Source organism: Saccharopolyspora erythraea, assembly GCF_018141105.1.
Taxonomy (GTDB): domain Bacteria; phylum Actinomycetota; class Actinomycetes; order Mycobacteriales; family Pseudonocardiaceae; genus Saccharopolyspora_D; species Saccharopolyspora_D erythraea_A.
Genome location: NZ_CP054839.1, coordinates 1,563,082 through 1,574,885, shown reverse-complemented (window position 1 = coordinate 1,574,885; position 11,804 = coordinate 1,563,082). Strand labels below are relative to the sequence as shown.

The 11,804-nt window shown below is 69.0% G+C and carries 11 protein-coding genes and 1 tRNA gene; 7 read left to right on the top strand and 5 right to left on the bottom strand.

What is annotated here, in order from left to right; translation table 11 throughout:
• Window positions 1-9 precede the first annotated feature (9 nt).
• Entirely contained in the window at window positions 10-234 is a 225-nt protein-coding gene (locus tag HUO13_RS07245; RefSeq protein ID WP_211902717.1) for a hypothetical protein, read from the bottom strand.
• Between the two features lie 269 nt (window positions 235-503).
• Complete coding sequence (locus HUO13_RS07240; protein ID WP_211900672.1) at window positions 504-1,007, bottom strand: hypothetical protein; 504 nt, start codon at window positions 1,005-1,007, stop codon at window positions 504-506.
• A gap of 654 nt (window positions 1,008-1,661) precedes the next feature.
• Between HUO13_RS07240 and HUO13_RS07235 the strand changes: the two genes are divergently transcribed.
• Window positions 1,662-2,504: a mechanosensitive ion channel gene (locus HUO13_RS07235; protein WP_211900671.1), complete on the top strand. Its 843-nt coding sequence runs from the start codon at window positions 1,662-1,664 to the stop codon at window positions 2,502-2,504.
• Between the two features lie 104 nt (window positions 2,505-2,608).
• Here the strand turns inward: HUO13_RS07235 and HUO13_RS07230 are convergent, their stop codons facing one another.
• On the bottom strand, window positions 2,609-2,854 hold the full coding sequence (locus tag HUO13_RS07230; protein WP_211900670.1) for a DUF6480 family protein: 246 nt from the start codon (window positions 2,852-2,854) through the stop codon (window positions 2,609-2,611).
• Between the two features lie 71 nt (window positions 2,855-2,925).
• On the opposite strand from HUO13_RS07230, the gene HUO13_RS07225 reads away from it, so the two are divergent.
• From HUO13_RS07225 to HUO13_RS07210, 4 genes are read left to right on the top strand one after another with little or no spacing between them, the layout of a single operon-like run.
• Entirely contained in the window at window positions 2,926-3,459 is a 534-nt protein-coding gene (locus tag HUO13_RS07225; protein WP_211900669.1) for an SseB family protein, read from the top strand.
• Window positions 3,460-3,461: 2 nt separating this feature from the next.
• Window positions 3,462-3,806, top strand: coding sequence for a hypothetical protein (locus HUO13_RS07220; protein ID WP_211900668.1), 345 nt, complete (start codon window positions 3,462-3,464; stop codon window positions 3,804-3,806).
• Window positions 3,803-8,029 (top strand): putative T7SS-secreted protein, encoded by a 4,227-nt coding sequence (locus tag HUO13_RS07215; protein ID WP_249124509.1) that lies wholly within the window; start codon window positions 3,803-3,805, stop codon window positions 8,027-8,029. Before HUO13_RS07220 ends, HUO13_RS07215 begins: the two co-directional genes overlap by 4 nt.
• Entirely contained in the window at window positions 7,999-8,568 is a 570-nt protein-coding gene (locus HUO13_RS07210; RefSeq protein ID WP_211900667.1) for an Imm15 family immunity protein, read from the top strand. The genes HUO13_RS07215 and HUO13_RS07210 overlap by 31 nt, the downstream gene beginning before the upstream one ends.
• Window positions 8,569-8,599: 31 nt before the next feature.
• Here HUO13_RS07210 and HUO13_RS07205 read toward each other — a convergent pair.
• Window positions 8,600-8,672 (bottom strand) — tRNA-Leu (locus HUO13_RS07205).
• A gap of 333 nt (window positions 8,673-9,005) precedes the next feature.
• On the opposite strand from HUO13_RS07205, the gene HUO13_RS07200 reads away from it, so the two are divergent.
• Window positions 9,006-10,310, top strand: a complete 1,305-nt coding sequence (locus HUO13_RS07200; RefSeq protein ID WP_249124508.1) for an amino acid permease — start codon at window positions 9,006-9,008, stop codon at window positions 10,308-10,310.
• 132 nt (window positions 10,311-10,442) lie between these two features.
• The gene (locus HUO13_RS07195) at window positions 10,443-11,054 is read left to right on the top strand and encodes an ANTAR domain-containing response regulator (protein ID WP_009947502.1); all 612 of its coding nucleotides are present in this window, start codon (window positions 10,443-10,445) and stop codon (window positions 11,052-11,054) included.
• Between the two features lie 253 nt (window positions 11,055-11,307).
• Here HUO13_RS07195 and HUO13_RS07190 read toward each other — a convergent pair whose 3' ends face one another.
• Window positions 11,308-11,730 carry a PaaI family thioesterase gene (locus HUO13_RS07190; RefSeq protein WP_211902715.1) on the bottom strand — a complete coding sequence of 141 codons (423 nt, stop codon included), beginning with the start codon at window positions 11,728-11,730 and terminating at the stop codon, window positions 11,308-11,310.
• Window positions 11,731-11,804 lie beyond the last annotated feature (74 nt).

Sequence of the window (11,804 nt, the reverse complement as noted above, 5' to 3'; positions counted from 1 at the left end):
CTTCTGCCCCTAACTGCCCTGCCAGTCGTCCCAGTCGTCGCGGTCCTCGTCCTCGTCGTTCGGAACTGCGTTCGACTGGTGATTCTCATCGGTCCGGCCGTCGCGGCCCGTCGCGGGCTGCTCGGCGCTCGCGCTGTCCGCCCGGTCCCGCTCGCGCGGCTCGGAGCCGCCGACGTCCGTGGGGCCTTCGGCCGGTTCTGAGGGGTGCTCCCGAAGTGGATCCTGTTCGCGCATCGCCACGCCCTCTGCTCAGTGGCGCGCGGCCGAGGCGGCCTCGCACGCCGGGACAGCGACCGGTTCCTGCGCACGACGATACGCCGAGAACGCCTGCTCGCGCCCTGCGACGGGTACCCCGAACGCGCGCTGACCCTCGCCGGTCCGTGGGAGCCCGGTACGGGAGAGCGCGGCCGTCGACGCCGACGGGCTCCCGCGCCCGCCGGCGCCGACGACCGCCGCCACTGGACGGCCCCTCGGGTGGCGGCCTCGCCGCCTGGGACGCCGCCTCAGGACCGCGTCAGCTGGTCCGGCACCACGGGCTCGCCGGGAGCGACCTGCCCGCCGGTTGCCGCCTGCGCGCCTGCTTCCGCCTGCTCCGCTCCGCCTCGCCGCTGCTCGGTTTCGCCTTCTGCCTGCTCCGCTCCGCCGTCGCGCGGCGTCGGGATGTGTTCGGGCATGGCCCGCATGTGCGAGCAGTAGTCAGCGCTGCTGGCCGAGCCCTGCCACCACGCGAGTGAGGCCCAGAACTCGGTGGCCTGCGCCGCCATCTCCGCCGAGCCGGTCCACCGGTAGCCCGGGAGCCGGTCCACCAGCAGCCGGAGCGCCTGGGTGAGCAGCCCGCGGTGCTCGCGGGCGGCCGGATCGACCCGGATGCCTTCCACCGTGGCCAGCTCGCAGTGCGCGCAGGTCCACAGGTCGATCGTGCCGATGTGCTGGCCGTCGAGGCCGATCTCGACGGTGCGCGGACCGGAGGTCCGCAGGTCGGGGAGACGCAGTTCGAGGTAGGCCATGGGTTCCTCTGCTCCAGACGTTCATTGCCGGGGTTGTACGTGGCCGGCGGACCAGTTCCCGGAAGTTCTTCGCACCGCACTCCCCAGAGATCCCGGTGGATCTTCCGCAGAGTCGCGGCGAACCAGGTTCGCGCGGTCCCGGCCGGCGAAACCAAGCCTCGCCGAGCCTCCGCGGACTCGCCCGGGCCGAAAGGCCCACGGCGCCGGTGAGACGGACCACCGCCAATCCGGCCCCGTGGCGCCTCAGCAAGCCTGCCCGCCGGACACCAGCCCTGCCCGCCGGGCACGAGCCCTGCTCGCCGGACACCAGTCCTGCCCGCCGAACCCCGAGCACCGCCACCGCACTCAGGTACAACCCGGCCCACCAGGCCACTCCAGCTCCGCGCACCGGAAGTCAAGCCTCCCCAACGGCCTTCCGGCCTTTCCCGGTTCCACAATTCCGGCGGAAAGTTTCAATCCACCCTTTCGAGTGAAAGCAAGAACCGTGGGTGAGCGGCGCGCCGAAAGTCCGGCGCTGCGGCCGCGCGTGGCACGGCCGCGGCCGTTCGTCCGGTTGCAGTGCGTTGAAGATTCGCGGTCAGGCGCTGACAAGCGCCGTTTATGTCCTCTTCGGCCCGGGAATTCCGCCGCTGAGCCGACCGGAAGGAGAGCACCATGTTCCTCGCGCAAGGCGATATCGGCAGGTCGCTGCTCGGTGGCCTCGAAGCCGTGATCGCCTACATCCCCACGATCATCGGCGCCTTGGTGATCCTGCTGATCGGCTACATCGTGGCCAAAGTGGTGCAGAAGCTCGTGGAGAAGGGCCTGCACAAGCTGGGCGTCGACCGCAGGCTCAAGGACACGCCGATGGGCGGCTACATGGACCGCGCCACGCCGGGTGCCTCTCCCTCGCGAGTGGTCGGCAAGGTCGCCTTCTGGCTGATCTTCCTCATCGGCCTGGTCTCCGCCCTCGGCGCGCTCGGGATCGCGGCGATCACGAACTTCATGAACCAGGTGCTGGCCTACGTGCCCAACATCATCGCCGCCATCGCGATCTTCATCGTCGCCGGGCTCGTCGCCGGTGCCGTCAGCGGACTCGCGCGGCGGACGATGGGCGAGACCGCAACCGGCAGGGTCGTCACGACCGCCGGGCCGACGCTGGTGATGGGCATCGCGGTGTTCATGATCCTCACCCAGCTCGGCATCGCGCCCGCCATCGTGCAGATCACATACACCGCAATGATGGGCGCCATCGCGCTCGGCCTGGCCCTGGCCTTCGGCCTCGGCGGCCGCGACATCGCGGCCGACATGCTGCGCTCGGGATACGACCGCGCCCAGCGGGAGCAGGCCCAGACACGGCAGGAGGCCACGGTCGGGCGCGGCGCGGCGGAGGACACGGGCTGGAGCACCACCTCGCCCAGCGGTACAACCGCACCTTCAGGCACCACGTCACCGGGCCAGACGACCGGCGCGCCGCAGACCGGCGGCCAGATGCCGAACCGCCCGCCGACGACCTGATAGGCCACCGCCCACGAGAAACCACAACCATCGCTCACGAGAAGTTCCCGGGACACCGCACAAGTCCCGGGAACTTCTCGTGTCCGCAGTGGACATCGAACGCTTCAGAGCACCAACCCGAGCGCCAGGAACCCGAAGAAACCGGCGACCAGGACGACGATGATCGCCGTGACGAGCAGCCACACCCACTTCGCCGACCGCGCCGCGGCCTCCTGCCGGTGCGAGACGCCCTCCGTCGCCGACCCCGACTCCGGCGGCGTCTCCCCGGGCGGAACCGACCCACCCGGCTCCAACCCGGGCGTCCGCTCCGGCTCCGGATCCGGCGGCCCACCGGGCTCTCTGGTAGCCATGCCCGCCGGGTAACCACCCACAGCCCAGGGGAAACGTCACCACTCCCGACAGCACTCGTCGACTCACGGCCATGGGAACCGTGACCGTTCCCGCACCGGGAAACGACGTTGCCCTTTCCCGCCCGTCCGCTTGCCTCGGATTGGTACGGTTTCGACCCGTGACACGTGCTTCGGGGGGCGAAGAACCAGATGTTGTGGTTGTCGCACGGGAGGTCTCCGCAGGTCAGCGCCAGCTCAGGGCGTTTCATGCCGCGTTCGCGCAGGCGGTGGTCTTCGCTCAGCGACCCGAACGTCCCGGTGTGTTCGTGACCGATGCCGGGCGGCGGGGCCGCTGGACGCCGGCCTTCTCGACGCTGGACCGCCTGGCCGCTCATGCCGGCGAGTGCGACTACGTCTCGATGACGGGTGCGGACTTCCTGGAGCTCGTGCCGGCCGGGGTGGGTGTGATGTTCGACCCCGCCGACGACCACCGGATGCCGCTGTTGACGCGTGTCGAGGGCATGGACGTGCTCGAGCGGGAATGGAAGAAGACGGCGTGGAAACGCGCGGCGCAACGCTCTTCCGGTGATGAACAGCGCACTCGGCAGGGGCGGGGATCGCGATGAGCTTGGACGGCAACGGTTTTCACGTCGAGATCGAGGTTCTGGAGCGCGCGTCCAAGCGCATGGAGGAACTCGTTGCGGGGCAGGACAATTCCGAGCTGAGCGAGTTACCAGGCCAAGGCAGTGCTTACGGGCATGCCGACCTCGAAGCGGCGTTGAACGAGTTCTGCGACCGCTGGTCGGTCGGCCTGGACGCGCTTTGCGACCGCGCGACGCGCATGGGCTACTCCCTCGGTGAGGCGGCCAAGGCCTACCGCGAAGCCGACCAGGCCGGCGCGGACGCACTGGCGGTCGACCCGGCGATCGAGGTCGTGCAGCCTCCGGCGGAGATCCCGGGAATGTCCCGGTGAGCGCTGAACTCGGCCAGACCACCGACCCGAAGGCGCTGATCCCCGGCGAACCGGCGGTGGTCGAGGCGAACGCGCGCGTCATCCGGGAACGCGCCGCCAAGGCGTACGAGACCGGGGAGGCGCTGCAGCGGATCGACGCCGGAGGGTGGCGTGGCGAGGCCGCCGACCAGTGGCACGAGCAGCACCAGACCGATGTTCCGCGCTGGCTCGACGGCGGTGACTCGCTGGACTCCGGCGGTGCGGCGCTCGACGAGTACGCGGGCATCCTGCGGTGGGCGCAGGGTGAGGCGGCCGAAGCCATCCGCCTTTGGCAGGAAGGGGAAGCCGCCACCCAGCAGGCGAAAGCCGACCACGAGCGAGCCGTGGCGGAGGCGCCGGGCGGTGCGGTCGTGCCCTTCTCGGACCCGGGGGAGCACAAACGCCAGGCGGCCCGGGACATGCTCCACCTGGCCCGCCAGGAGCTGCTCGAGGTCGGCGACCGCGCGGCTTCGGTGCTGCGCGACGAGGCGGCGATCGCGCCCCAGGACTCCCAGGCGCAGATCGACGCGAACTTCTACGGCGCCATCTGGGAAGGCTTCTCCGGGACCTTCACAGGAATCGTCGACGCCTTCGCCGACCCCGCGGCCACCGTGTCGGCGATGTACCACAACCTCACCCATCCCGTGGAGACCCTGAAGGACATCGTCTCGTGGGACGACTTCGCCAACGGGCGAGGCGAGGTGGGCCTGGGACGGATCACCGGTGAGTTCCTTGGCGGTCTCGCGACCGGCGGCATCGGCAAGGTCCTGAAAACACTCACGAAACGGCCCGACGCTCCCGAACACCGGGTACCGGAGCCGGAGAGGAACACGACGGGGGACCCGGTCGACGTCGCGACCGGAGACATGGTGCTCGTCCAGACCGATGTCGAGCTCCCGGCCGCGCTTCCGCTGGTGCTCAAACGCCTGCACGTCTCGTCCTACCGGGCGGGGAACCGGTTCGGTCCGACCTGGTCGTCGACACTGGACCAGCGGTTGGAGGTCGACGGGACGAACGTCTGCTTCGTCGCCGACGACGGCACCCTCTCGCTCTACCCGCAGCCGGCTCCGGGCTCGTCGGTGCTGGCGGTGACGGGGCCCAGGCGGCGTCTGAGCAGGTCCGAGGACGGCAGCTACACGATCACGGAACCCGACGAGGCCAGAACGCTGCATTTCGCTTCTGCCGGCGAGGTTCTGCCGCTGACCGCGATCACCGATCGCAATGGAAACCGGATCGACTTCGACCACGCTGCGGACGGTGCGCTGCAAGAGGTCCGGCACAGCGGCGGTTACCGGATCCGGGTCGAGACGGACCAGGGGCTCGTGTCCGCGCTGTACCTGCGAGGGGCCGATGGCGGGAACGACGTCCTGCTCATGCGCTACGGCTACGAGGACGGGCGACTCACAGCCGTGGTGAACTCCTCCGGTGCACCGTTGGCCTTCACCTACGACCCCGTGGGCCGGATCACGGGCTGGACCGACCGCAACGGCGCCTGGTACCGCTACGCCTACGATCACCTCGGTCGCGTAACTCGGGCAGAGGGATCGGGTGGCTTCTTCAACGGTTCGTTCGAGTACGACACCGAGAACCGGGTCACCTACTGGACCAACTCGCTGGGTCAACGAACCGCCTACCACCTCAACGAGCGAGGCCAGACGCTTCGCGAAGTCGATCCCCTGAGCGGGGAAACCCACTTCGAGTGGGATTCCGCGGACCGGCTGCTGGCGCGGACCGATCCGCTGGGCCGCCGAGTACGGAACGACTACGACGCGGACGGCAACCTGGTGGCGGTGACCCGGCCCGACCGGAGCCAGACCCTCGTCGAGCACAACGAGCTGCGGCTGCCCGTGACGATCACCGCGCCCGACGGAACGGTCGCCCGGCGCGAGTACGACGGCAGGGGGAACCTCACCCGGAGCACCGACCCGGCCGGTGCCGCGACCTCCTTCTCCTACGACGAACGCGGGCACCTGTCGCAGATCACCGATCCGGCGGGCGGCACCCGCCGCATCACGAACAACGCAGCCGGACTTCCGGTGGCGATCACCGATGGACTGGGCGCGACCACGACGTATGAGCGCGACGGGTTCGGGCGCGTAACCGCGATCAACGACCCGGCCGGCGGTGTGACGTGCCTGGGCTGGACCGTCGACGGCTTGCCCGCGTGGCGCACCTTCCCCGACGGCGCCACGGAGAGGTGGCGCTACGACGGTGAGGGCAACCTGCGCGAGTACGTGGATCAGCTGGGGCAGAGCACGCACGTGGAGGTGACACCTTTCGACCAGCCTTCCGCCGAGATCCGGCCGGACGGCACACGACTGGCATTCGGCTACGACACCGAACTTCGGCTGACCAGCGTCACCAACGAGCTCGGCCAGGTGTGGCGCTACGACTACGACCCGGTCGGGAACCTGATCCAGGAGACGGATTTCAACGGCCGCCGAGTGGTCTACCGGTATGACGCCGCCGGCGAGTTGCAGGAGCGCACCAACGGCGCGGGCGAGACGACGCACTTCATCCGCGACGCCCTGGGCAACGTCATCGAGAAGCGCAGCGGCGAGGTCACCACTACCTTCGTCTACGACGAGGTGGGGAGGCTGCTGGAGGCCATGGACGGCGACACCCAGGTGACCTTCCGCCGCGACCAGGTCGGGCGGGTGCTGGCCGAGACGATCAACGGCAGAACCGTCACGTCGACCTACGACGTGGCCGGACGCCGCATCCGGCGACGGACCCCGTCGGGAGCGGAAAGCGTCTGGGAGTACGACGCGAACCACCAGCCCGCGGCTCTGCACGTCGCAGGCCGCTCGCTGCTGTTCAGCTACGACAGCGCGGGCAACGAAGTGCAGCGTTCCCTGGGCATGCACGCCGTTCTGGAACAAGCCTGGAACTCCGACAACCGCCTCCGCTCCCAGACGATCACCGGCAACGACGGCCGGCGGGTCCAGGACCGCACGTACGACTACCGCGCCGACGGCGTCGTCAGCGGGGTGAGCGACCAGCTCACCGGCTCCCGCACCTTCGACCTCGACCGTCTCGGCAGGGTGACCGCCGTGCGCGCGCAGGGTTGGACCGAGAGCTACGCCTACGACGCGGCGGGCAACCTCTCCCAAGCGACCTGGCCCGCGCCGGCTGCCAGCGTCGACGCGGACTCGACCGGAAGCCGCACCTACAACGGAACGCTGCTGCGCAATGCGGGCAAGGTCCGCTACGAGCACGACGCCCAGGGCCGCTTGGTGCTCCGGCAGCGGAAGCGGCAGTCCCGCAAGCCCGACACGTGGCGCTACTTCTGGGATGCCGACGACCGCCTGACGGGGGTGCTCACCCCGGACGGCACCCGCTGGTACTACCGCTACGACCCGCTGGGCCGCCGTGTGGCCAAACAGCGACTCGACGCGCACAACCGCGTGGTCGAACAGATCGACTTCGTGTGGGACGGCGAAGTACTCGCCGAACAGGCGGAATCCGACGGCCAGCCCAACGGCCCATGGCTGGGCGACGTGCGGGTCACCGTCTGGGACCACGAGCCGGGCACGTTCCGCCCAGTCGTGCAGAACCAGCGCTCGCCGCTTCGCGACGCACCCCAGCAATGGGTCGACGAGCAGTTCTTCGCGATCGTCACCGACGTCGTGGGCACCCCGTCAGAGCTGATCGATGACGACGGCCACCTCGCCTGGCAGCGCCGCACATCCCTGTGGGGCAACACCCTCGGCCAAACGGGCACGGGCGCGTCCACACCCTTCCGGTTCCCGGGGCAGTACCACGACCCCGAAACCGGGTTCGACTACAACTACTACCGCCACTACGACTCGCTCACCGGTAGGTACGCGAGCAGCGACCCCCTCGGCCTCGACGGCGGCACCACGCCGCACAACTACGTGGCCAACCCTTGGATCTTCACCGACCCGCTGGGGCTGAAGTCCGAAGGCTGCCCGAAGAACCGCGAGCGGAGTCCTGAGGAGCTCAACAAACTCGCACGACAGGCGGAGAAACTGATTCGAACCAGAAAGGCCCCAGCCTTCGTTCTTCGCGAGATCGGTAGGATCGACCGCCCGGTGGACAGTGTCACCGACAGCAAGTGGCATGCGCAAAGACCAGCTCAAGGTGACCCCGCGGTGAATCAGGATGGGACCTTCCGGCACGGCGACCCGCAGTTCTCCAGGAGGACACTGAAATGGCTTCGCCAGTACGGGTGGGATGTATGATACGAGACATTCAGTTCAAAGCAGAGTTTAAGCGGCTTGTCGAGCAGGAGTATCTAGCTGACCTCGATGGCTTGATGATCGTGGATGACTACTTCGAAGAGATGCCGCTGTGGTCGAGGATCGACCGGATCGACTTCCTTGGCTCACTGCCGGTCGCAGAGAAGAATCGTACTCTAATCCGAGCTGCAGTATGGTACCTAGAGATCATCCTCGAACACGCCCGGCAGTACTACGCGGGGCGAGAGTTCGACTTCTACGGCATGGTTTCCGTTTTCGACGAGCAAGAGTTCGAAGACGGAGAGATCCTGCCTATCAGCTTTTGGCTCTCCAACCCTAGTCGCGGTGTGTATGATCAATTGGAGTCCTCGCCGCCGAGGAGCGGCTTCGCCAGATTCGTCGCCGAGTGTCTCGATCACGACCCCGACTACCAGCTCAACGAGACCTACGCGAGCTATCTTCCCGGCGTCGATCGCGTGCTCATCCAGCGCGCTGACATGACCGGAACGCCGGACAGGGCGGGGCCGCCGCGCAAGGCGTGACGGTGCCATGGCGTTGACCTGCGGTGATGAGTGCCCCCGGTGCGATTCGAACGCACACTGGACGGATTTTGAGTCCGCTGCCTCTGCCGTTGGGCTACGGGGGCCTACCTGGTCCGAGCATACGCGAGGGTTGATCAACCGGTGCGGGGAGGGTGTCCGCGGCCTGGGCGGCGCGGTGTCGGGTATGCCCTGGTTCGGGACTCTGGTGCGGAGATCGTCGCGGGGTTAGGTTCGCAGCCTTCTGTCGGGATTGGATCTACCTTTCGGGGGCTGGGATGGTCGATGGCGCAGGCAGTGGGCGACCGGGGGACGAAGGCTCCGCCGCTGGGGCGGCGGACCCGGCAGGGGAGGCGCCCGGGGCGCGGTCATCAGGGGGAGCGGCCGTAGAAGCCGACGACTCCGGGCTGCGGCGGAGTCTGAAGAGCCGGCACCTGCAGATGATCGCGCTGGGCGGGATCATCGGGGCGAGCCTGTTCATCGGCAGCGGGGCGGTCATCGAGACCGTCGGGCCCGCGGCGGTGCTCTCCTACGCGCTCGGCGGCGCGATCGTCGTCCTCGTCATGCGGATGCTGGGGGAGATGGCCACCGCCGCGCCCGCGCTGGGGTCGTTCATGGAGTACGCCAGGGCATCGCTGGGCAACTGGGCGGGCTTCACCGTCGGCTGGTTGTACTGGTACTTCTGGGTCGGCGTGGTGGCGTTCGAGGCGGTCGCCGGCGCGAAGCTGCTCCAGCCGCTGCTGCCGTCGGTGCCGCAGTGGGTGTTCTCGCTGCTGCTGATGGTGCTGCTGACCGGTACGAACCTGGTGTCGGTGCGCTCGTTCGGCGAGACGGAGTTCTGGCTGGCCTCGGTCAAGGTCGTCACGATCGTGGTGTTCCTGGCGCTGGGCTCGTTGTTCGTGCTCGGGTTGTGGCCCGGCGCGGAGTTCTCGGTCGGCAACATCGCCCTGGACGGCTTCTTCGCCACCGGTGGCTTCTCCGTGGTGCACGGCGTGGTGATCGTGATCTTCTCCTACTTCGGCACCGAGATCGTGACGATCGTCTCCGCCGAGTCCGACGAACCCGAGCGCGCCGTCGCCAAGGCCACCAGGGCGGTGGTGTGGCGGGTGCTGCTGTTCTACGTCGGGTCGGTGGCGCTGCTGATCATGATCACGCCGTGGGGCGACATCCCGTCCGAGACGAGCCCCTTCGCCGCCGCCTTCGCCCGCTTCGGCATCCCCGCCGCCGGGACCGTGGTCAACGTCGTGGTGTTCACCGCCGTGCTGTCGGTGCTCAACTCCGGTCTCTACACGGCGTCGCGCATGCTGTTCGCCCTGCGCAGGCACGGCTTCGCCCCGCGCTGGATCCAGGACGTCAACGCGCGCGGCGTGCCGTGGAAGGCGATCGTGCTGTCGACGCTCGTGGGATACGTGGCGGTGGCCATGAGCTACGTCGCGCCGGACACGATCTTCTACTTCATCATCAACTCCGCGGGCGCGGTGGCGCTGTTCGTCTACGCCATCATCGCGATGTCGCAGCTGCGGATGCGCCGTCGCCTGGAGCGGGAGGCACCGGAGTTGCTGAAGTTGCGGATGTGGCTGTTCCCATACCTCACCTGGGCGACGCTGGCGCTGATCGCCGCCGTGGTGCTGACGATGGGCTTCATCGGAGAGACCCGCTCCCAGCTCGGGCTGAGCCTGGTCAGCCTGGCCGCCATCCTGCTCGTCTACGTCGCGTTCGTGCGCCGTAGGACCGCTGTTTCCTGATCTTCACCTATTGGAAACCGATGTCGGAAGGCTCACCCCTCCTGCACGGCTCGCCCCGGTGGCAGGGCGGGTAGGCTGCACTTTCCGGTGCGACCGCACCGGGCGGACCCTAGATTGATCCAGGAGGATCCGGTGACAACGCCGGCTGCCGAGGACCCACGCGAGGCCAAGCCCGTCGAACGGCGCGTACTCGTGGCCGAGGACGAGGCGTTGATCAGGCTCGACCTGGTCGAGATGCTTCGCGAGGAGGGCTACCAGGTCGTGGGCGAGGCCGCCGACGGCCAGGAGGCCGTCCGGCTCGCTGACGAGCTGCGCCCCGATCTGGTGATCCTGGACATCAAGATGCCGAAGATGGACGGCATCGAGGCGGCGTCCAACATCGCGGGCGAGCGGATCGCCCCGGTGGTCATCCTTACCGCGTTCAGCCAGCGCGACCTGGTCGAGCGGGCGCGCGACGCCGGGGCGATGGCGTACCTGGTCAAGCCGTTCGCCAAGCGCGACCTGGTGCCCGCGATCGAGCTGGCGGTGTCCCGGTTCACCGAGGTCCAGGCCCTGGAGGCCGAGGTCGCCGACCTGAACGAGCGCCTCGAGGCGCGCAAGACCATCGAGCGGGCCAAGGGCCTGCTGATGAGCAAGCACAGCCTTTCCGAGCCGGAGTCGTTCCGCTGGTTGCAGCGCACCGCGATGGACCGCCGGACGACGATGAAGGCCGTGGCGCAGGCGGTGCTCGACAACCTGTCCTGAGGGGCAGGGGCGAACGGGTCCTGACGGCGACTCGACGACATGCCTTGAGGGCGGAACCCCGGCGGCGCCTGGAGGGCAGGGCTCCCGACGGCGGATCTGGCGACGCACCTCGACCGACACCGGATCGCTGACGGCGGAACTCGCGACGATCCTGCGCGGACGGCGGCGGCCCTGAAGGCGCACTCCGACGGCCGCCCCCCTGACGCAAACAGCGGCCGGGCAGCCCCGAGGCGCCCGGCCGCCGTCCGGCGGCTCAGCTATCCGCGGGCCGGTCCCGCAGCACGCAGGTGAGGCGGGCCGTGCAGGTGCGGCGCCCCTCCTCATCGGTGATCACGATCTCGTAGGTGGCGGTGCCGCGCCCCTGGTGCACGGGCGTCGCGACGCCGGTGACGATGCCCTCGGTCGCCGACCGGTGGTGCGTGCACGACAGCTCCAGGCCGACGGCGATCCGCTCCGGTCCGGCGTGGATTGCGGCGGCGACCGAGCCGATCGTCTCGGCGAGCACCGCGTTGGCGCCGCCGTGCAGGAGCCCGTAGGGCTGGCGGTTGCCCTTCACCGGCAGCGTCCCGACCACCCGATCGGGGCCGTGTTCGGTGATCTCCATGCCCATCCGGTCGACGAGCTGCTCGTCGGCGGCGAGGATGTTCCGCACCAAGTCGTCGTTCGCGCTGTTCACGGGGCTGTTCCCATCGGTCGCAGTCACCGTCGTCCGCTCCTTCGCCTCCACGTACCCCCTGTCAGGGGTTCAGC

What these genes read in the sequence shown, in the direction of transcription:
- HUO13_RS07235 (WP_211900671.1), top strand. Translation starts at nt 1,662, where the DNA reads ATGTTCCTCGCGCAAGGCGATATCGGCAGGTCGCTGCTCGGTGGCCTC.
- HUO13_RS07225 (WP_211900669.1), top strand. Translation starts at nt 2,926, where the DNA reads ATGGGAACCGTGACCGTTCCCGCACCGGGAAACGACGTTGCCCTTTCC.
- HUO13_RS07200 (WP_249124508.1), top strand. Translation starts at nt 9,006, where the DNA reads ATGATCGCGCTGGGCGGGATCATCGGGGCGAGCCTGTTCATCGGCAGC.
- HUO13_RS07245 (WP_211902717.1), bottom strand. Translation starts at nt 234, where the DNA reads ATGCGCGAACAGGATCCACTTCGGGAGCACCCCTCAGAACCGGCCGAA.
- HUO13_RS07230 (WP_211900670.1), bottom strand. Translation starts at nt 2,854, where the DNA reads ATGGCTACCAGAGAGCCCGGTGGGCCGCCGGATCCGGAGCCGGAGCGG.
- HUO13_RS07210 (WP_211900667.1), top strand. Translation starts at nt 7,999, where the DNA reads ATGGCTTCGCCAGTACGGGTGGGATGTATGATACGAGACATTCAGTTC.
- HUO13_RS07240 (WP_211900672.1), bottom strand. Translation starts at nt 1,007, where the DNA reads ATGGCCTACCTCGAACTGCGTCTCCCCGACCTGCGGACCTCCGGTCCG.